Annotated in this window: 15 protein-coding genes; 14 read left to right on the top strand and 1 reads right to left on the bottom strand. The window is 32.0% G+C overall.

Features of this window, described 5'->3' with window-relative positions; genetic code table 11:
- The 12 genes from H0Z29_04405 (at position 1) to H0Z29_04350 (ending at position 16,196) form a co-directional block, all read left to right on the top strand.
- Positions 1–999 carry a Gfo/Idh/MocA family oxidoreductase gene (locus H0Z29_04405; protein ID MBO8130747.1) on the top strand — a complete coding sequence of 333 codons (999 nt, stop codon included), beginning with the start codon at positions 1–3 and terminating at the stop codon, positions 997–999.
- 1 nt (position 1,000) lies between these two features.
- The gene (locus H0Z29_04400; protein MBO8130746.1) at positions 1,001–1,504 is read left to right on the top strand and encodes an N-acetyltransferase; all 504 of its coding nucleotides are present in this window, start codon (positions 1,001–1,003) and stop codon (positions 1,502–1,504) included.
- 27 nt (positions 1,505–1,531) lie between these two features.
- Positions 1,532–3,022, top strand: coding sequence for a lipopolysaccharide biosynthesis protein (locus H0Z29_04395; protein MBO8130745.1), 1,491 nt, complete (start codon positions 1,532–1,534; stop codon positions 3,020–3,022).
- A 360-nt stretch (positions 3,023–3,382) separates the two neighbouring features.
- On the top strand, positions 3,383–6,538 hold the full coding sequence (locus H0Z29_04390) for a PAS domain S-box protein (GenBank protein MBO8130744.1): 3,156 nt from the start codon (positions 3,383–3,385) through the stop codon (positions 6,536–6,538).
- A gap of 12 nt (positions 6,539–6,550) precedes the next feature.
- Positions 6,551–9,106 carry an alpha-glucan family phosphorylase gene (glgP, locus tag H0Z29_04385; protein ID MBO8130743.1) on the top strand — a complete coding sequence of 852 codons (2,556 nt, stop codon included), beginning with the start codon at positions 6,551–6,553 and terminating at the stop codon, positions 9,104–9,106.
- A gap of 45 nt (positions 9,107–9,151) precedes the next feature.
- Positions 9,152–9,886 carry an NAD-dependent deacylase gene (locus H0Z29_04380; protein MBO8130742.1) on the top strand — a complete coding sequence of 245 codons (735 nt, stop codon included), beginning with the start codon at positions 9,152–9,154 and terminating at the stop codon, positions 9,884–9,886.
- Positions 9,879–11,744 (top strand): tetratricopeptide repeat protein, encoded by a 1,866-nt coding sequence (locus H0Z29_04375; protein MBO8130741.1) that lies wholly within the window; start codon positions 9,879–9,881, stop codon positions 11,742–11,744. The genes H0Z29_04380 and H0Z29_04375 overlap by 8 nt, the downstream gene beginning before the upstream one ends.
- Positions 11,745–11,749: 5 nt before the next feature.
- Entirely contained in the window at positions 11,750–12,511 is a 762-nt protein-coding gene (locus H0Z29_04370) for a dihydroorotate dehydrogenase electron transfer subunit (protein ID MBO8130740.1), read from the top strand.
- 7 nt (positions 12,512–12,518) lie between these two features.
- Positions 12,519–13,424, top strand: a complete 906-nt coding sequence (locus H0Z29_04365; protein ID MBO8130739.1) for a dihydroorotate dehydrogenase — start codon at positions 12,519–12,521, stop codon at positions 13,422–13,424.
- Positions 13,421–13,861, top strand: coding sequence for a septal ring lytic transglycosylase RlpA family protein (locus H0Z29_04360; GenBank protein ID MBO8130738.1), 441 nt, complete (start codon positions 13,421–13,423; stop codon positions 13,859–13,861). Before H0Z29_04365 ends, H0Z29_04360 begins: the two co-directional genes overlap by 4 nt.
- A 4-nt stretch (positions 13,862–13,865) precedes the next feature.
- Positions 13,866–14,678, top strand: coding sequence for a phosphatidate cytidylyltransferase (locus H0Z29_04355; GenBank protein MBO8130737.1), 813 nt, complete (start codon positions 13,866–13,868; stop codon positions 14,676–14,678).
- Positions 14,679–14,690: 12 nt separating this feature from the next.
- Positions 14,691–16,196, top strand: coding sequence for an NTP transferase domain-containing protein (locus H0Z29_04350; protein MBO8130736.1), 1,506 nt, complete (start codon positions 14,691–14,693; stop codon positions 16,194–16,196).
- Between the two features lie 3 nt (positions 16,197–16,199).
- Here the strand turns inward: H0Z29_04350 and H0Z29_04345 are convergent, their stop codons facing one another.
- Positions 16,200–18,029 (bottom strand): peptidylprolyl isomerase, encoded by a 1,830-nt coding sequence (locus H0Z29_04345; GenBank protein MBO8130735.1) that lies wholly within the window; start codon positions 18,027–18,029, stop codon positions 16,200–16,202.
- Positions 18,030–18,289: 260 nt separating this feature from the next.
- Here H0Z29_04345 and H0Z29_04340 point away from each other — a divergent pair, with 260 nt between their 5' ends.
- Together H0Z29_04340 and H0Z29_04335 are read left to right on the top strand one after the other, a co-directional pair.
- On the top strand, positions 18,290–20,347 hold the full coding sequence (locus H0Z29_04340; GenBank protein MBO8130734.1) for a S9 family peptidase: 2,058 nt from the start codon (positions 18,290–18,292) through the stop codon (positions 20,345–20,347).
- 73 nt (positions 20,348–20,420) lie between these two features.
- Complete coding sequence (locus H0Z29_04335; protein ID MBO8130733.1) at positions 20,421–21,662, top strand: DUF1015 domain-containing protein; 1,242 nt, start codon at positions 20,421–20,423, stop codon at positions 21,660–21,662.
- Position 21,663 lies beyond the last annotated feature (1 nt).

The raw sequence follows: 21,663 nt of genomic DNA, 5'->3' as shown, positions 1-21,663 counted from the left end.
GTGAATGTTGTTGTTATAGGATTGGGATATTGGGGACCAAACTTGGTCAGAAATTTTTTGTCAACTCCTCAGGTTAAAAAAGTTTACGGTTTTGACAAAGAGAAAAATCGTCACACTATAATAAAATCAAGGTACCCATCGGTAGAAATTATAGAGGATATGGAAGCAGTTTTTAAAAACAAAGATATTGATGCTATCGCAATTGCGACTCCTGTTGCTACTCATTATCCTTTATGTAAGAAGGCGTTAGAGTGCGGTAAGCATGTACTGTTAGAGAAGCCAATGACTTCATCAGTAAGGCATGCAGAGGAACTAATAAGTATAGCAGAGAAGAATGGTTTGGTACTGATGGTTGACCATACATTTTTATATACAGGTGCTGTCAGGAAAATAAAGGAAATTATTGAAAGTGGTGATATCGGTGATATATATTATTTTGATTCAGTAAGAGTAAATCTAGGTCTGTTTCAGCATGATGTCAATGTTGTTTGGGACTTAGCTGCCCATGATGTTTCAATTATGAAGTATATTATTAAATCAAAAGTAAAAGCTGTATTGGCAAGTGGTATAGCACATTATAATAATATAGAGGACATTGCATATATTACAATTTTCTTAGATGATGGATTAATTGCTCATTTTCATGTGAATTGGTTAGCACCGACAAAAGTGAGAAAAATTTTAATTGGTGGGACAAAGAAAATGATTGTATATGATGATACAGAGCCAAGTGAAAAAGTTAAAGTATATGATAAAGGAATTATAGCGACTAATCAGGAAGGGGTACATAGAATGCTGATATCGTATAGAACAGGAGATATGTATGCACCGAAATTAGATGATACAGAAGCTTTAACTTTGGTATGTAAAGATTTTGTTGAAAGTATTATCAATCATAAAAATCCTATATCTGACTGTTATTTAGGCCTTGATGTTGTTAAAATATTAGAAGCATCTGAGTTTTCTATAAAAAACGATAGCATCAAGGTTAGGTTTTAAAATGAAACTTGACCAAAAATATATTAAAGACAATTTTATAAGAATTAGTGATGATGTTATTTTGGGGGAAAATGTTAAAATATTTTGTTTTGTTAACATCTATGGCTGTGAAATTGGAGATAAAACTAAAATTGGTCCATTTGTAGAAATCCAGAAGGGTGTAAAAGTAGGAAAAAGGTGTAAAATATCTTCACATTCATTTATCTGTGAAGGTGTTACAATAGAAGATGAAGTGTTTATTGGACATAATGTAACATTTATAAATGATCTTTATCCAAGAGCAACAAATGCTGATGGTGAATTACAGACAGAAAAGGACTGGAAGGTAATTCCAACAGTAGTAAAGAAAGGTGCATCAATCGGATCGTCTGCTACTATTTTGGCCGGAGTTGTAATTGGTGAATATTCAATAGTTGGGGCAGGGGCTGTTGTTACCAAGGATGTACCTCCTTATACGATTGTGGCTGGTGTACCAGCAAAAGAAATCAGAAAGATTGATTTTTAAATGTGACTGTTACAAAATGTATAAAACTTGATTGAAAAACAAATTATAAAAACTTTCATAGTCCAAGTATTTAGTGCAATATGCGGTGTTGCAGTAATTAAGATATTTGCTACGCTATTGTCAAAAGAATCGATGGGGATATTTGTTCTTATTAGAAGATTAGTACTTTTTGGATATCCCATATTTTTATTTAATTTACAGACATCTCTGTCCAAATTTATTAGCGCTGACGAACAGAATTCAAAAAATTATCTTAAAGCCACTTTGATAACTTTTTTTGTAAATTATGGAGTATTTATTTTTATTAGCATTATATATAGAAATGGACTGGTAAATTTGATTTTTAATGATAATAAATATAAATATTTACTCTTACCATTAAGCGCATATATCTTATCTGTTTGTATTTATTATATAACCCTTAGTTATTTCAGAGGGCTTAGGAAATTCAATTATATGAACCTAGTTAATCTTGTATTCTGGTTTATTTCTTTGAGCACAGTTTTTTTGTTATTTCTGCTAAATGTAAAAGAAAATTATATTATATCAACCTATTTTTTATTATTTTCACTTTTAAATATTGTAATTATTGGGATTATTTACTTTAAGTTTTATAGAAATACAAAAATTATTTATAAAGATTATAATTTAATAATTAATAACAGACCTGATGTCTCTGGGTTTTTTAGATATGGTATATTTAGATTGCCATCAATTTTTTTTTCAGCAGGAATTTTTTTTCTTCCTGTTTATTTTACTTCGAAATTATATGGTTTAGTTGAAACAGCAGTAGTAGGTCTTATTATTTATATAATTCAAGTGTTTGAAATCTTCGCATCCGCATTGGGATTAGTTCTATTACCGGAGTTTTCCTTCAGAGCAAAAAAATACAGCGAAGAAAAGGTTAAAGAAGATTTTGATAAGATATTTGAAGTTTCTATTTCTATTTTCATCCCATTGGGACTGTTTTTATTTTTATTTATGAAAGAAATAGTAATTATCATTTTTAACAGTAGTTATCTTGAATATGAAAACTTATTTAGATTAAGTGGGTTATTCGTTGGATTTTATTTAACATATGCTATATGTAGAAGTATACTTGATGGTTTATTTATTAAACCCTATACAACATTAGTAAATTTTATAGGTATGATTACTTTTCTGGTTTTTTTTCTGCTTTTAAAAGATTTAAAATTTTATGGTAATATCTATTCGTTCATTGTAACAATTATTATATTATTTATTTCAACTTTAACAATATTGAAACTAAAATTAAAATCTTATTCAATCAGTTATTATTATTTGATAATCTTAATATGGGAATTTTTGGTGTTTATTCTCTTTTATATTATTTTGAAGAATTTGAATTTGAACAAATATATATTGTTAATAAAGATTGCAATGAGTATAGTAGTATTGTGGATGACTTTTGCGTTATATAAAAAATTAAACTTGTACTGGATTAATCGTTTGTGCAAAAGTAATATTTTTAATTTATTTTTATCTATAAAAAGGTAGAGTAAATATTTTCATATTACACAGAAGGTTATTCTTATATATTTTCATATTAGACACAATCATATTTATATTGTCTGAAATTTTATTTTTGAAAAGTTGGATGTCGTATCAAATTGTATGTTGGTTCTATGTGTTTTTTTATAGCACCTCAAATCTAAAATATGATAAAAATTTATCAATTATGATAACTATTAATTCCAATAATAAGTACAGGTACTAAAAAAGAATGGCAGGTTAAGGATTTTTTTGTTTAATTTGAATGGCAGTTGTTATGGTGGGTATTTTTATTCCGATTTGATTAAAATTTAAGATGATGTGTGACTTTTTGATAGTCGGTTTGGTAGTTTACAGGTACAGATTTTGAAGAAAAAAATAAACAGCATAAATTTAGATATAATAGTCAATGTGATTGATGAACTTGTGGTTTATCAATCACTTAACAGGAAAGTACTATTTGCTAATAACGCGGCTTGCAAGGCTGCCAGAAAAAAGGTCTCTGATATTCTGGGTAGTTATTGTTATGAAATATGGGGAGATAGTCCCTATAAAGTATGTGATGATTGTCCGATTGAAACAGTTATCAAGAGTAATAAGCCATATTCCAATATAAAAATTCACAGAGATGGTAGCAGATGGTTTATCAAAGGGTATCCAGTAGTAGACAACCGTAATGAAATGATTGGCGTAATTGAAATAGCATCTGATATTACAGAACTTTTAGACTATGAACAAAGATATCGTACGCTAGTTGAGAATATAAATGATGCAGTAGTGATATGTCAGAATAGTAAAATTATATATTGTAATAGAAAATTTCCAGAACTGCTTGGCTATGATTATGATGAAATAAAAAATTTGGAATTTGATTTGTTTGATAAAGTTTGTCAGAAAGAAAAATCTAAAATTATAAGAGAAAAGTGTCCATCAAGAATAGAAACAGTATTAAAAAGAAAAGATGGGTGTGATATAAATGTGGAAGCCAGTGTTAATGTTGTAAATTTTTCTGGTAAACCTGCAACCTTGTTAATAATCAGGGATATTTCTGAAAGAAAACGATATGAAGAAAAGATAGCAGAAATAAGTAAAATAACTCACAATGCCCCTATTTCAATTGTGGCATTCAATGAAAAATTTGAAATAATTTACGCAAATAGGTTCTTCAGTAATTTGTATGGTTATAATACTGATGAAATACTTGGTAAAAAAGTCTTTAGTCTATATGGGGAACCAAATCCTATTGATCACTTTAAGAAGGTCATAAAAACGTGCAAAGATAAGGGAGTTTATAGAGGGTATGAATTGCGAAAAAGGAAAGATGGTTCACTTTTCTGGGTATCAGTCAGTGTAAATGAGATACGTAATGATTCAGGCAAATTTTTATTCTATACAGATAATTCGAGAGATTATAGTGAAGAAAAAAAGGCACAGGATAGGTTAAAAGAAAGCGAGGAAAAATATAGAAGAGTTGTTGAGTATTCTCATGAGGGTATAGTGGTGATTGATGACAGTTTTAGAATTACTTTTGCAAATGATACAATTACAAAAATAACAGGCTATAGTAAGTCGGAACTTGAGTATGCAGATTTTAGAAAATTTTTAACACCAGACAGCGTTAAAATTGCTGAAAGGAATTATCTCGAGAAGATAAACAGTAAAAATTTTAGTCCAAAACATACAATTAAGGTAATATGTAAAGATGGTAAGATAAAGGTTTTGGAGGTAAGCTCCATATATTTTAAGGATAATGATAAGATTTCAGTAGTTGCTCATTTGCTAGATATAACAGAAAAACAGAAAGCAGAACAGCGCATAAAGGAACTTACGTCACAAATTGAAAAATTTAGCAGGATATCCGCTGATATTTTGACTGTAGGTGATAAAAAAGAACTATTTAAAAGAATGTGCCGTGCGATTGTGGATGTTTCGGATTATAATAGAGTTCTGATGTACACATTTATTTCAGAATACCCCTATAGGGAGATACTGGGATATTATGGAATTAAAAAGGGAAAGGTGGGCAAGATGTTGAAGTCCGGGTTAAATAAGGATGATTATCTAAAATTATTAGAGAAAGGAATAAAAGTTGGTGAGCAGTCTTGTTATATTCTACATACAATGAAAGATCTGGTTAGGAAAGATTCTGTTGATTTTGGGAGAATCGAATATCCGCGAAGGAAGGATGGATGGCATAACAAAGATAGTTTACTTATTTCCTTGAAAAATAGCGGTGGAGAAGTAATCGGAATAATTTCTGTCGACGACTCTAAGAGTGGTATGATACCAAATGATGATATAGTAAAACCGCTTGAGATTTTTGCAAATCACATTTCTCAGATTATTCAATTAAGAAAAATGGAAGAAGAAAGGGAAAAAATTCATAGATTTATGGCAGAGTCAGAGAAGATGAGAGCTCTTGGAGAAGTAGCTGGAGGCGTAGCACATGATTTTAATAACCTTCTGAGTACAATTATTGGAAGGCTTCAAATGTTATTGAATAAATGTGATGACCAGGATTTAGTTAATGAACTTAAAATTATAGAAAAGGCAGCAATTGATGGGACGGAAATTGTAAAGAGGATACAGAGTTTTACTAAATTTGGGAGTAAAAAAGAAGGAACCCTTGTTGATATTACACATGTTATTAATGATAGCGTAAGTTTTACAAAAGGTAAATGGAAACATGAAATGGAAAGGGCAGGAAAGAAAATAAATATTAAGAAATTCTATGATGATAGTTTTTATGTTTATGGGAAAGAGACCGAATTGAGGGAAGCTTTTACTAATATTATTTTAAATGCTATAGATGCCATGCCAAATGGTGGAGATTTGTCTATTATTGTTAAGCCAAAAGGTAGATATGTTGAGATAGAATTCATCGATACCGGTATTGGTATGGGTGAAGAGACTTTAAAAAGAATATATGAACCTTTCTTCACAACTAAAGGAAGTAAGGGAACGGGCTTGGGAATGAGTATGGTATATGGTATAGTAAAGAACCATGAGGGAGATATATATGTTGAAAGCGAATTAAGCAAAGGGACATCAATAAAGATTAGACTACCACTTTCATCAAAAAAATCAGCTAATTTTGAAAGGACGGGAAAAATAAAGGGTGAAGATGCCTTACTTCCACGATTAAATGTCCTTGTTGTTGATGATGAGGATGGCCCGAGAGGAATTTTAAAAGATATTTTATTAAGTTTTGGAATGAATGTAAAGACAGCAGAGAATGGTAAGAACGCCTTAGATATTTTTAAAAATGATGGGGATATAGAATTAGTATGCACAGATATTGGAATGCCAGGCCTTTCAGGTTGGGATATAGCAATGGAGATGAGAAAATTAAAGAAGGATATAAAGATAATACTTATAACGGGATGGGGATTGGAAATGGAGGTAAAGAATAGAAAAAAAGTATTGGTTAACAAAATTGTTTCAAAACCTTATGACATTCACGATATATTTGTAGCTATCAAAGAGTTATTTCCGGCAAAGAATGGAGTTGGGAAAAATTGAGAAGGGGTTACTATGGTTAATGCGATAAAATCTTTTGTAGTTGAGCCATACATTCCAGATAAAATTAAAAGACTGAAGGAACTGGCTTACAATCTCTGGTGGGTATGGGAAGCTGATGCAAGGGAGCTATTCATCAGATTGGACATGGAATTATGGGAAAAAAGTAACCATAATCCAGTTTTTATATTGAATAATATAGACCAAAAGGTACTTGAGGAAAAAGCAGAGGATGATACATATCTATTTCTTTATAATAGAGTTTTAGAAAAATTTGATCAATTCATTAACAAAGAGCCCTGGTTTAAGAAAAAAAACGGATATACTGAAGATTTACAGATTGCCTATTTTTCTATGGAGTACGGTTTAACGGAATGTCTACCTATATACTCAGGTGGACTTGGTGTATTGTCTGGTGATCATTTAAAAAGTGCTTCAGAACTGGGGATACCTCTTTTCGGTGTTGGACTTCTTTATAGAAGAGGTTATTTTAAACAGAAATTAAATATAAACGGGTGGCAAGACGAGGAATATCTGAATTATGATTTTTATAACTTGCCAGTATTACCTTTAGTCGATGAAAACAATAATCCTGTCGTTATCGAGGTTGATTTCCCTGGGAGAAAAGTAAAGGTTAATGTATGGAAAGTGCTAATTGGTAGAATAATTCTGTACTTGCTTGATACCGATAATCCAGATAATGCCGAACGTGATAGAAGAGTAACAGAGAGCTTATATGGTGGCGATCTTGAGACTAGGATTCAGCAGGAAATTGTGCTCGGAATGGGTGGAACAAAACTTATAGAATATCTTGGAGATGGGAGGATAATCTATCATCTTAATGAAGGACATTCTGCTTTTTCAGCTCTTGAAAGAGTTAGAAGTCTTATAAAAAGAGAAGGGTTAAATTTTCCGGAAGCACTTGAAGTCGTAAAGTCGGGGACGGTATTTACGACACATACACCTGTTAAAGCAGGAATTGATATTTTCCCAAGAGAACTAATGGAAAAATATTTTTCTAACTACTGTAGGGATTTAGGGATTAAATTTGATCAATTATGGCAATTAGGGGTAGGCGATAATAGCGGAGATAATAGTTTTTCTATGGCTATTTTAGCAATTAAGCTTTCTAATAAGATAAATTCTGTAAGTAAGTTGCACAGAAGTGTATCTCGCAGAATGTGGAGAAATCTATGGAAAGGTCTTATAGAGGATGAAGTCCCAATAATACATATTACCAATGGTGTTCATCAGCCATCCTGGATTTCAAAGGAAATGGCTGACCTTTTTGATCGTTATATCGGTCCAAAATGGAAAGAAGAACCGGCAGACCAGAAAATTTGGGAGAAAGTAGAAGAAATACCTGATGTAGAACTATGGAAAACACACGAACGTAGAAAAGAAAGATTGATTGGTTTTGCCAGAAGGGAACTAAAAAAACAATATATTAGACTTGGTAAATCAAAATCTGAGGTCGAAAGAATTGATTCAGTTCTTGATACCGATGCAATGGCAATTGGCTTTGCAAGAAGGTTTGCAGCTTATAAGAGAGGGGCATTGATTTTTCACAATCCCGACAGGTTAGCAAAGATTTTAACCAATAAAGAAATGCCAGTCCAGATCATAATAGCAGGGAATGCGCATCCCAAGGATATGGAGGGTAAAAAGTTAATAAAAAAGATTATAGATATTTCGAATGAGGAGCCATTCCGTCAGTCAATTGTATTTCTAGAAAGCTACAATATAAATATTGCTCGATATATGTTGCAGGGTTGTGATGTCTGGTTGAATAATCCTCGTCGCGGTCTGGAGGCATGTGGTACAAGCGGTATGAAGGCTGTGGCCAATGGTGGTATTCATGTCAGTACTCTTGATGGTTGGTGGGATGAGGCATATAATCCCGAAATAGGATGGGCAATAGGTAGGCGGGAAGAGTATGCTGATTATGATTACTGGGACGAACAGGATGCAAATGCACTGTATAATTTACTTGAAAAGGAAATTATTCCTCTATATTTCAAGAGAGATAAAAATGGTATGCCAAGAGATTGGATTAAATTAATGAAAAGATCCATGATATCAATCTGCCCTGTTTTTAATACAAATAGAATGTTATATGAATATACGGATAAAATGTATAAATGTTCTTATGAGGCTATGATAAAGCTTAAAGATAACAATTATAGATTGGCAAGAGAGTTCGCCAAATGGAAGGATAAACTGGCAAAAAATTGGGTAATGGCTAAGATTTTAAAAGTAGAAGATAATTTTAGCAACCGGATAAAAATAACTGATAGTCTTGAGATTATCTCAACTATTTCCTTAGGTGAACTGGATCCTGAAGATGTTTGTGTACAAATCTATTATGGAAAAATTGGGTTTGATATGCAAATTGTAGATGGAAAGTTTGTAGAAATGGAAATGATTGAAAAAAGAGGAGAAGATTATATATATAGAGCTACCATATCTTCGTGGCAGAGCGGTCTTAATGGTTATTCCATTAGAATTATTCCGAAACATAAAGAGCTTGGCATAGTTTATGACAACGATTTAATATACTGGTACTTATAAATTTAAATTATGTCGTTAATAAAGGATTCAAGACTGAAAAAAATAATAAAAAATACAGGTTTTGTTACTGTACTAACTGGATCAGGTATATCAGCAGAAAGTGGAATACATACTTTTAGAGGAGATAATGGATTATGGAGCAAATTTTCTCCAGATGAACTGGCAAGTTTTGAAGGGTTTTATAAAAATCCCGCGAGAGTCATGGAATGGTATGAATATCGTAGGAATGTAATACTCAAAGCTAAGCCAAATCCCGGGCATTTTGCTATAGCAGAGATTGAAAAATATGTCCAGAATTTTTATTTGATAACTCAGAATATTGATAGACTTCATCAAAAGGCAGGTAGCAGAAATGTTATAGAACTTCACGGTAATATAATGGAGAACTATTGTATCAAGTGTGGTAAAATGTTTTCATTAGAAGAATTTGAGAAGATATATAACGAGTCATCTGATCGTATACCAAAATGTGAGTGCAAGGGTTTAATCAGACCTAATGTTGTGTGGTTTGGTGAACAACTTCCGGAAGATGCCGTCGAGAAAGCCTACTATGCATCAGTTAACTGCGATCTCTTTATAATAGTTGGAACATCAGGAGCGGTGCGTCCGGCTTCTGATTTCCCAAGATATGCAAAGTATAATGGTGCTTATATTATAGAGGTAAATCCGTGCAGGAGTTTTTTAACTGATTTTGTAGATTTATGGTTCGAAGGTAAAGCTGGGGAAATACTTCCTGAGTTTGTAGAAGAGTTTAAAAATTTGAAAGGTATCAATGGTTAAAAGATTGATTAAAACAAAGATATATCTTATTTATGTATTGGTTGCCTTATTTTCATGTGCTTACTATAATACTTTTTATAATGCCGAGCAATACTTTAAAAATGCAATAAAGAGTTTAGAAAGGAATAAGAAAGAGGGAGAAAAGTTACCTGTTTCTGTAAAAAGAGATCTAGATAAAGCCATTGAGAAGGCAAATAAGGTAATTGAAAAGTATCCTGACAGCAAATGGGTGGATGATGCATATCTGCTGATTGGTAAATGTAATTACTATAAGGGTGATTATTTCACAAGTAGGAAAATATTTAAAAATTTTTTGAATATATATGGTAATAGTGACAGAGTACAAGAAGCAAGAGTGTGGTTATTAAGAAGCCTCTGGGGTCTCGGTGAATATGATCTGGCATTAAGTGAATCCAAAAGGTTTAGAAAAACAGTTATTGGTAAAAAGTATATTTCGCAGATTTTGAAAATAACAGGTGACATATATTATGAACTGGGTAATCTTGATTCAGCAATTTATTATTATAATAGAATTATTGATATATCCAACGACAATAAATTATGTGCGGAAAGCCAATACAAAATAGCTGAGTGTTATGTAGAACTTAAAATGCTTGATAATGCAATAGAGAGTTTAAACAAAATTTATGATTTTTCGCCAAATAAAACCATTCGGGATGATATACAGGTATTATTAGTTAAAATATATACAGAAGCAGGTAAATACGACGAGGCAAGGAATATGATTTTGGAGAAACTTGCTGACGAGAATAATAAAAGCATTTGGCAAGAGCTTGAACTTCTGCTTGCTAAAATATATTTAAATGAAGGAGACAAAGAATCAGCATATTCGAGGTTTTCTCAGATTACGCAGAATTATCCAAAAACTCCAGAATCTGCAGAAGCTTATTATAATATGGCTGAGCTCAATATGTATTATTTTAATAGATATGCAGAGGCTCAAAAGCAATACGAAATGGTACCAAAGGAATATCCTGATTCACGATATGCCTTTGATTCAAAGCAGAAATTTCAGCTACTTAGCCGGTATTTTAATATTAAAAATGAACTTGAGAAAAAGTTAAAACTTCTGAATGAGGCAAAGAAAAGCAATGAATCCAATTCAGCGCTGGAGGGAGCAATAGGTAGTAGTGATACAGAAAAGTTAAAGGCAATTATAATGAAAAAAACTTCTGAACAGGATTTAGCCGATACTAATTTAATTTATAGAGAATATTATGAAAAATTATATGAGCTCTCGGAGATTTATTACTTCAACTTTAATCTTCCAGACAGTGCAATTGCAACATTAAAGCGCATAGTGGATAATTCTGACATCTATGGTATTTCTGATAAGACATTGTATACTCTTTATTACATTTCTAAAGATATAGAAGATACGATCAGTGCAAAAGAATTTTATAACAGGTTAATAAGCGAATATCCGGAATCAGAATATACATCCTTGTTATTGTCCGGTAAAATAAGAAAGTTGGGTAGGGAAGGAGAAGCAGAAGATATTTTCAGAAAAGCAGAGAAGTATTTTGATAGGCAACCTGATTCTGCAATTGTATTACTCAAAGATTGTTTCAATGAATATGGTGATACTGAATATGGTGAAAAGAGCGCTTTGGCAATTGCTTGGCTTTATGAAAATAGGATTTATGATCTTGAAAATACTATGAAGTGGTATAAGATATTTATTGATAACTATGGAAATAAGAAAGATTATGCAAGTATTGAAAAAAAACTTGAGCAAATCGTTAATGTATATAATCATTTCATAGCTAAGGATTCGACAGCCAATATAAATAATAAAAGAAGCGATGTTAATAAGAAGATTCCAGTAGAGAAGTAATACAAATGAGACGGTATTTTGTTAAATCAACGGTCTTGAGTAATTTGAGAATAGCAAAAAATACATATAGAATGGAACTCGATTTCGGAGTCGATTTGTCCCATGCACTTCCCGGTCAATTTATTAATCTTTATTTTGATAGTATTTTCCCAAGACCCTTTAGCATAGCAGGAATTGATCACAATATAGTCACTATATTGTATAAAGTTGTTGGATATAACACAATCTTTATGAGTGAAATGAAAAAGGGAGATATGGTAAAAGTACTCGGTCCACTTGGTAAAGGTTTTAAGATAGAAAATAGTTCTGGTAAGTTGATATTGATTGGAGGCGGGATTGGTATAGCACCATTAGTTTTTCTATCAGACTATCTAAATGAAAAAAATATTGATTATATTTTTTTTGCCGGGTTTAAAAACAGGGATGAAGTAATAAATCTTGATAAACAGGGTAAAATCTATATTTCCACCGATGACGGCTCCTATGGTTTTAAAGGTACAGTTGTTGACCTATTTTTATCAAAAGAAAGTGAGATAAATCATGGTAAGAATATGTTTTGCTGTGGCCCAGAGCCTTTGTTAAAAAGCCTGATAAACATATCAAATAAAAAAAATTATAACATTCAGGTTGCCCTTGAAAAGGTTATGGGTTGTGGTACCGGATTATGCCAGGGATGCGCTGTGGAGTATTACAAAGAAGGCAAAAAGGAATATAAATTAGTCTGTAAGGATGGGCCCGTATTTGATGGGAGACATGTCAGACTTTAGGAAATTGATGTCAGTAAGACTAAGAGATGATTTTATTCTTGATAGTCCAATATTACCGGCATCGGGAACATTTGGATATGGAGATGAATTAATTGACATTGTTAATCTGGATTATTACGGTGGGTTGATTACTAAAACTATAACTCTAGAGGAGAGAGAGGGTAATCCACCAGAAAGGATTTTTGAAACAAAATGTGGAATGTTAAACTCAATTGGTCTTGCCAATATTGGTTTGAAAAGGTTTTTAAAGGAGAAATCGGAATTTTTGAAAAATCTTAGAATAAAAAAGATCATTAATATAGCAGGGAATACTGAAGATGAATATCTTAGAATAGTAGAAGATCTGGATAAATATAATTGGATTGATGGGTATGAGATAAATGTTTCATGTCCTAATGTTGATAAAGGTGGGATACAATTTGGTAAGGATTGTATAACATTAAGCAATTTGATTTCTAAAGTGAGGAAGTTAACGAAAAAGTTACTGATTGTTAAACTATCTCCCAATGTTGACGATATTGTTTCGATTGCGAGAGTTTGTAATGATAATGGTGCAGATGCCATTACATTAATAAACACAGTCTATGGTTGTGCAATAGATATTTATAAAAAAAAGCCGGTTATAAATAGAGTAATTGCTGGATATTCTGGCCCCGCAATAAAACCGATAGCAATAGCTAATGTTATAAGGGTTAAATCTGAAGTGAATATACCAATTATCGGCGTGGGGGGTATCTTTTCCTCAGAAGATGCTATAGAGTTTATTTTGGCTGGAGCTTCGGCAATTCAAATTGGCACAGCTCATTTTAATAATCCATTAATCGCGGAAGAGATCTATAATTTTATCGTAGAATATTGTAGAAAGAATGGGATTTTAAATATAGCTGATTTAGTGGGAGCTGCTTTAAAATGAATTATAGAGTTGTGTTTCTTGGATTATCAGCTATTTTATTATTCTCGTGTGCTTCAAGTCCAAGGTATACATACGAGAGAGATTACAGAAGGAAGACAGGTGAAGGTATTGCTGATTTGATAAAAGGGGTTAAGCATACTGCTATAATGACTGCTTCCTTCTACGGTAAAGATTTCCATGGTAGAAAGACTTCCAGTGGAGAGATTTTTGATATGTATGGATTAACTGCTGCTCATAAGACTTTACCACTAGGGACAATAATTAAAGTTACATATCTAAAGACTGGCAAATCTGTAATTGTTAAAATTAATGATAGAGGTCCTTTCATTCCGGGTAGGGATCTTGATTTGTCTTATGGAGCTGCTGCAAAAATAGGTCTTGATAAAGATGGTGTTGGGAAGGTAAAAGTTACTGTGATCAAATGGGGTGACGAGTAAAGGTATGGGAAATTTTGCAAAACGGATGATTATAAATGTATTTGGTGTTCCACTGATTGTCTTATGCATATATTTAGGGAATTACTACCTTTTATCACTGACTTTAATAATTTCATTTTTTGCTCAATATGAATTTTATAGATTATCGAATAAAAAGGGATATGAGCCGATTAGTAATTATGCAATTGCGATGGGGTTATTATTTATAATTACAGTCTATTACTTTAACGGTATTATTTATTTAATTTTAACTTTTATAATTGTTTTTTTAATAGTCATTTCTTTTCTTTCAAGAATTGAGAAAGCGTTTGAAAACGCTTCTTTGACATTATTTGGGTTTTTTTATATTCCTTTTACTTTATCGTTTTTAATAATAATAAGAGATAGTTTGTGGAAAAACACTGAAAGCTGGATTATTTTGTTGATAATGGTACTGGCAATATGGTCCTGTGATAGTCTTGCATATGTTGTTGGCAAACTAATAGGTCGACATAAACTGGCACCTGAGGTCAGTCCAAACAAGACTATTGAAGGAGGGATAGCTGGATTAATTGGTAGTATATTACTCCTATTGGTATTTTATTTTACCGGGAAGATACATATTGGTTTGGCTGGTGCAATTATTATTGGTTCGATTATTGGTGTATTTGCCCAAATTGGAGATTTATTTGAATCGGTATTAAAAAGAAGTGTTGGTGTAAAGGATAGTGGCAGATTGCTTTTAAGTCATGGTGGTTTTCTCGATAGATTTGATGCGTTTTTTATTGTAACTCCAATATATTACCTTTTCTTAAGATTAATGTTACTTGTGCAATAGGAGATATGTAGAATGAGAGATATAAAAAAAATTATTAGAGAATATTCAAGTCAATTAATCGATGATGGTTCTCCTATTTCTATTATACTTGCTGCGGGTCATGGGAAGAGGATAAAATCTGAAAAACCAAAAATGATACATGAAATATGGGGAGTTCCCACAGTTGTTAGGGTATCAGAGGCAGCGAGGAAGGGATTAAATTCAAAAAATCAGGTAATAGTTGTTGGAATTAAGGCTGATCAGGTTGTGGAGGCGGTAGAAAAAAAAGAGGGGCTGGTATATGTATTTCAGGGAAAACAGATGGGCACAGGTCATGCTGTTATGACCGCTTTGGAAGAGATAAAAAGATTAAAAAATGTTAAAGATATATATATTTTCCCAGGGGATATGGGGCTTATAACTGCTGATGTAGTAAGCGAATTTAAAGATTCGTTTGAAAAGAGTGAATACGATATGTTCGTTTTGACCGGAATTTTTACCGGCAATCCTGTTGAAAATACATATGGAAGGATAATCCGCGTTCCAGAAATTGATGCAAATGGTATGCCTACCGGTGAGTATTATAATAGAGTTATTGCAATCAAGGAGCAAAAGGATATAGATGCAATGTCTAATGATGATGTTTGGGAGGTAAAATATAATGGACTTAATTTTAAGTTTAGTAAAGATTATCTGAAAAATATAAAGGAATTCAATACAGGAGTATATGCTATTAAATTTGAACCACTGATAGAGAATATTAGTAGAATAGTGCCTGATAATGTTCAAAAGGAGTATTATCTAACTGACTTAATCGGAATTTTCAATGAGAGAGGATTAAAAGTAGGAGCACAACATGCAAAAGATGATACAACAGTAATAGGGTTCAATGTAAAAAGTGTTCTGAAAAGAATGGAACAAATTTATAGACAAAAGGTATGGCTAAAATTACGAGATATTATTGTTATAGAAGATGATGATGATTTCTTCATTGCTGATAAGGTTGTTTATGATATTATAGAAATGGATAAGAGTAATGGACCATTGGATATTTTTATCGGCAAAGGTGCTTATATTTCTTCTGGTGTTAAGCTTAATAAAAAAGTTGAGATCAGGGCGGGAGCAAAGTTAGTTGGAAATATCGAAATTGGTGAGGGTTCGATTATTGAAGAAAATGTCTCCATATCTACCTATACGAATCAAATTGTGAAGATTGGGAAAAATTGCATAATAATGCGTGGTGATATAATAAAAGGACGTGTAGAAATAGGGGATAACAGCAGAATTGAGTCAGGAGTTAATATTACAGGAAGCGATGAGTTCCCGGTAAAAATAGGTAAAAATGTAACAATTAAGGGGACAACATATATATTCGGATGTTTAATTGAAGATGATCTTTTTATTGAACATTCAGTTCTTAAATGCAAATTGGTAGAAAGAGTAGTTAGAAAAGACGGTGGAATTCAACCTGTGCGTTGGGTTATGCCCCAACCACATGGTCTTGATGTCCTAAAAGATATAAGTAAAAATAATAAATAATTATCAATATAAAATCTGAGATCTATTATCTACAATCTTTGTTCTTTTGATTAACTCTGATAACCAGTTGCTATAGAATGTTTCCCGCTTTTTAGTAAGAAGATAATTTCTCAAAGCCTCTTTTTCCGTATTAAATTGTTGTTCATCAAAATTAGTCTTATTAAGTAGTTTTACAATTATGTATTGTGATCCACTTTTTACAGGTTTTGCAATTTCACCTTCTTTTAACTCAAGAATTGCACCGATAAGCTTATTTGATTGCCCAATACCTTTAATAGGTTTGTCAAGTGTTATACCAATATGTCTGCCATAAGACAGTTTTTTATTTTCATTAGCGAGATCTTCAAGCTCTTTTTTCTTTTCCGTTACAAGTGAGTATATAGAATCAGCTTCTGCCTGTAATATTTCTTCTCTTTTTCGCATTTTGATTTCTCTTATTATAATATCTTTTACTTCGTCAATTTTCTTATAGTGAGAAGGGATTATTTCAGATAGTTTAAAAACTGCAAATGCATTATCAAGAGAGAATACATCTGAAATAGTTTCAAGAGGTATATCAGAGAAAGCAAACTTAGTTACCTTAGGTACATATCCTAAACCAGGGATATACATAGTATTTTTATATATTGGCATTGTTTCTCTTATTTCGATTTTTTGGCTATCAGCAGCTGCTTCAAATCCATATTCACCAGCATCATAAGCAAAAAGATTTGCTTTTGCTTTTATATTTTGTATAGTTTCTGGTCCTGGTTTGATTTTAATAAGAATGTGGCTTGCCTTAACTTCTTTTTTGCCCTTCCTCACTCTTATGTCATTAATTTTTATCAAGTGATATCCAAATTGTGTTAATACGGGACCTACGATTTCACCTTTTTTTGCGGAAAATGCAGCGTCTTCAAAGGGTTTTGTCATATGCCCTTTTCCAAACCATCCGAGATCGCCACCATTTTTTGCCGTATAGGGATCTTCGGAATATTCAGCTGCTAACGTTTCAAAGCTTTCACCATTTTTTAACCTGTTTTTTATTGATTCAATAGTATAGAGCGCATTTTGAGTATCTTGGATAGTTGGTTTAATCTCAAAATATACATATTTCAACTTTCTGCTTTCATCCACAAAAAATTGTTCTTTATTTTTATTATAATAATTTATTGTTTCATCGTTAGTTACAATAATATTTGTATCAGGTACAATTGAAATAGGTATGATTAGTGTCTCTATATCGTAGTTAATTTTAGTCTTTTTATAGTAATCGAGTACTTCTGCATCAGAAACAGTAGCGAAAGTTTGAATCATTATAGTTATTTTATTCAATGGTAGTGCATATCTCATATATTGCTCAACGCCGAGCCACTCATTACCTTGTGGATTAGTAAGAGCCTGTATATATTTATTGTAATCAAATTTGCCGTCGGTCTGGAATGCTTCATTTTTCTGTAAAAATTCAGGGGGATTATTTACAAGATTTTGAAATATTTCATTATCCGTTGCTTCCATGCTATATTTTTTTACCTCTTGTTTTAGTATTACTTCCTTTACGAATGTATTCCATATTCTATCGGAAACCTGTTCAATCATTTGGTCGTCTATTTCCTTGCCATTAGCCCTAAGTTGATTTAACTCATTTTGAAGAAGATTATAAAAGTCCTGAGCCTTTAATTCATCTTTACCGACAATACCTGCAAGATTTTTTAACTTTGCTTTTCCGGAAATGATGTCAAGTATATTGGCACCGCCGACAAGCCCACCGATTGTCATACTTAAAACAAATAGTATTAGTAGAATCCATAGTATTAACTGAGTATGTCCTCTGATACCTGTCATTAATCCCATTTATCAGCCTCCTTAGTAGTTAGTAGTTTAGAAAACAGGAGAAATTTACTGACTTTCACACCTGTAAGCAAACTTAAGATTAACTTGTAGTAGAAATCTTTTAGTGCGATATTATTAATAATTTTACTTCGTTTCTTTTATTGAATGACAAAATTGAATATATTTTAGAGGTTTCTATGGGCATTTAAATGTTATTGAAAAATTAGTGAGGGCTTGTGATTAGATATTTATTTGTATTAACGACTTTTGTAATTACTTTGATGCTTCCTTTTTGCAGGAAAGAATGTAATCCTCCAGTCGCAGATAAAATACCCCATTACGATACGATTTTTAACGACATCCGTGTTGATAATTATTACTGGCTTCGTGAAAGAAGCAGTCAAAGGGTAATTGATTATCTTAATGATGAAAATAGATATACTGATTGGGTAATGAAAGACACGCGAAGATTACAAAAAAAGCTGTTTAAGGAACTTAAAAAATACTTGAAAGAAGATAAGCAATCTGTTCCCTCTAAAAATGGAGACTACTACTATTACATTAAATATGAGAAAGGTAAACAATATCCTATCTATTGTCGTAAAAGGGGATCGATTGATGCTGAAGAGCAAGTCTATCTTGATGTAAATAAATTGGCCAAAGGTAAAAAATATTGCAGAGTTGCTTCTGTGACATTAAGCCCCGACCAGAGATATATAGCATTTCTAATTGATACAACAGGCAGAGAAATGTATTACTTGAGGTTAAAAGATATTGGAAGTAATAGATTTTTGAGAGAAAGCATACCGAACGTTTACTATGGTGTTGCGTGGGGAAGTGATGGTAAGACCCTATTTTATACGACACTCGATTCAACCTTGAGACCCTACAGGGTATACAGGCATATTGTCGGAGATGATTTTAAAAATGACAATCTCATTTATCAGGAAAATGATGGTAAATTCTATGTATCTGTGCGTAGATCAAGAAGCGGTGAGTATATTTTTATTGAACTGAATAGCCAGGTTACATCTGAAGTCTATTTTTTGAAAGCCAATAGTACCACTAATAATTTGAAGTTAATAAAAAAGAGGGAATATGGAATAGAGTATTATATATCTCATAACGGAGATTATTTCTACATCACAACCAATAAAAACGCTATGAATTTCAAGGTTGTAAAAGCACCTGTTAATGATCCTTCTGAAAAAAACTGGACAGATTTTATAAAACATGATTCACTGAAGATGATATATAATGTGTATCCTTTTAGAAATTTCCTTGTGATAGATTATAGAGAAGATGGTCTTAGAAAGTTGAAAGTAATGAATCTAGTAAGTGGAAGTGAATATAACATACCATCAAATGAAGAAGTTTACACTATGAGTTTTGGTGAAAACTATGAGTATAATACACCTATGTTAAGATATATTTATAATTCTTTGATAACTCCCCGCGCTGTATATGATTTTAATACAGAAACTGGCGAGGCTATCCTCAGGAAAGTTGATGAAATACCAGGTTATGATTCAAGGAATTATAAAACGGAACGAATATGGGTAAAGGCAAGGGATGGTGTAAGAATACCTGTTTCCCTTTTGTATAAAAAAAGTTATAAGAAAGATGGTAATCATTCGTGTTACCTTTACGGTTATGGATCCTATGGTTCGGTTATAGATCCGAGATTTAGTTCTAACAGGCTTCCTTTACTTGATAGGGGATTTCTTTATGCAATCGCCCACATTAGAGGAGGAGGTGCACTCGGTAGAAGCTGGTATCTTAAAGGTAAATTATTAAAGAAAAAGAACACCTTCTATGATTTCATAGATGTTGCCGAGTACTTAATTAACAACAATTATACATCAAAGGATAAATTGGTTATATCTGGAGGAAGTGCTGGTGGTTTACTTATGGGTGCTGTGGTTAATTTTCGACCCGATTTATTTAAGGTGGTAATTGCAAAGGTACCTTTTGTGGATGTATTAAATACAATGTTAGATCAAACTATCCCTCTTACAGTTATTGAATATGATGAGTGGGGCAGTCCCAACGAAGAGCCATATTACTGGTATATCAAATCCTATTCTCCATATGATAATGTAACTAATCAGGAGTATCCTAATATCCTCGTTACTGCCGGATTGTATGATCCAAGGGTGCAATACTGGGAACCAGCTAAATGGGTGGCGAAATTGCGTGCGATGAAAAAAGATAATAATCTACTTTTATTAAAAACTAATATGAACGCAGGACATTTCGGTCATTCAGGAAGATATGATTATTTGAAAGATATTGCCTTTGAATATGCTTTTATATTCAAAATCTTGAATATAAAATAAATTTTAGAAGTATGAAAATATTTTGCTAAAAAAGATTTTTGTTAAAAGGATTATATTTTAAGGCTATAAAATCATGATAATCAAACTCTTTTGTGGATTCAGGCCAAAGAAAGAATATGTAAAAAATGTAACTACCCCCCCGTATGATGTTGTGTCGCGGGATGATGTTAGGAAAGCATTGTCAATGAATGAGTTGTCATTTTTTAAAGTTACAAGGGCGGATGGGCTATTTGATGATAGTTTTAATGAGTATGATAGTATTATTTATAAAAAAGCAAGGGAAAACTGGCAGTGGTTTTTAAGGAAGAAAATATTCATTTTAGACAATGCCCCTCATTTTTATGTTCTATCACAAAAGTTTAATAAAAAGGAAAGGATAGGTCTGTATGCAATAGTATCAATGGAGGATTATGAAAGTGGTCGGATTAAAAAGCATGAATTAACAAGAGAAGAAAAGTTGATAGATAGAACAAAACATATTGAAGTTGTTAAAGCACAAACTGGACCAGTTATGTTATTTTTTAAAGATGATCGCAATTTTAAGGGATTAATTGGTTCGGTTTTAATGGAGAAACCTGTTTTTGAATTTTCAGACGAAAATGGTGTTCTCAATAAATTGTGGGCGGTTAATAGGAAAGATTTAATTCTTAATATAGAAGATTTTTTTAAAGAGATAGATTTTCTTTATATAGCTGATGGACACCATAGAGCAGAAGCGGCATATAATATTTTCAAAAATTCAAAAGATAAATCTTTTTCTAATCTTAATAGCTGGCTTTTGTCTGTTATATTTCCTCATGATCAGTTACTCATACTTTCATATAATAGGATTATAAAAGGAGTTGAGCACTTTTTACTGGATGATTTTATTGATTATATCTCAAAAATATTTTATGTAAAACAGGTAAAAGATTTAATACCTAATAGAAAAGGGGATATTAGATTTTATTGTGATGGAAAGTGTTTTTCAATAAGATTAAGATCTAAGAAAAATGATGACATTGCTAAAAATCTTGATGTAAATATTCTACACGAATTTATTCTAAAACCTTATTTTAATATTCATAATCCGAGTCAAAGTGATAGGATTGAATATATTGGTGGTTTTGATTCAGTTGAACAGATAAAGAAAAAAGTGGATATGGGGAATGCGATAACTGGATTTTCATTATACCCTGTTGATATAGAAGATATTATTAATATTTCTAATGATAATAAAATAATGCCACCAAAGTCAACATGGTTTGAACCTAAGTTAAGAGATGGAATAGTTGTATATTCACTAGAGAATAAAAACTTGTTAGAAAAAGTCTAAT

Source organism: Candidatus Neomarinimicrobiota bacterium (genome assembly GCA_017656425.1).
GTDB lineage: Bacteria > Fidelibacterota > UBA2242 > UBA2242 > B5-G15 > JACDNV01.
This window is presented reverse-complemented; position numbering and strand designations above follow the sequence as displayed.

What these genes read in the sequence shown, in the direction of transcription:
- H0Z29_04400 (MBO8130746.1), top strand. Translation starts at nt 1,001, where the DNA reads ATGAAACTTGACCAAAAATATATTAAAGACAATTTTATAAGAATTAGT.
- glgP (MBO8130743.1), top strand. Translation starts at nt 6,551, where the DNA reads ATGGTTAATGCGATAAAATCTTTTGTAGTTGAGCCATACATTCCAGAT.
- H0Z29_04375 (MBO8130741.1), top strand. Translation starts at nt 9,879, where the DNA reads ATGGTTAAAAGATTGATTAAAACAAAGATATATCTTATTTATGTATTG.
- H0Z29_04370 (MBO8130740.1), top strand. Translation starts at nt 11,750, where the DNA reads ATGAGACGGTATTTTGTTAAATCAACGGTCTTGAGTAATTTGAGAATA.
- H0Z29_04365 (MBO8130739.1), top strand. Translation starts at nt 12,519, where the DNA reads ATGTCAGTAAGACTAAGAGATGATTTTATTCTTGATAGTCCAATATTA.
- H0Z29_04360 (MBO8130738.1), top strand. Translation starts at nt 13,421, where the DNA reads ATGAATTATAGAGTTGTGTTTCTTGGATTATCAGCTATTTTATTATTC.
- H0Z29_04355 (MBO8130737.1), top strand. Translation starts at nt 13,866, where the DNA reads ATGGGAAATTTTGCAAAACGGATGATTATAAATGTATTTGGTGTTCCA.
- H0Z29_04350 (MBO8130736.1), top strand. Translation starts at nt 14,691, where the DNA reads ATGAGAGATATAAAAAAAATTATTAGAGAATATTCAAGTCAATTAATC.
- H0Z29_04345 (MBO8130735.1), bottom strand. Translation starts at nt 18,029, where the DNA reads ATGGGATTAATGACAGGTATCAGAGGACATACTCAGTTAATACTATGG.
- H0Z29_04340 (MBO8130734.1), top strand. Translation starts at nt 18,290, where the DNA reads ATGCTTCCTTTTTGCAGGAAAGAATGTAATCCTCCAGTCGCAGATAAA.
- H0Z29_04335 (MBO8130733.1), top strand. Translation starts at nt 20,421, where the DNA reads ATGATAATCAAACTCTTTTGTGGATTCAGGCCAAAGAAAGAATATGTA.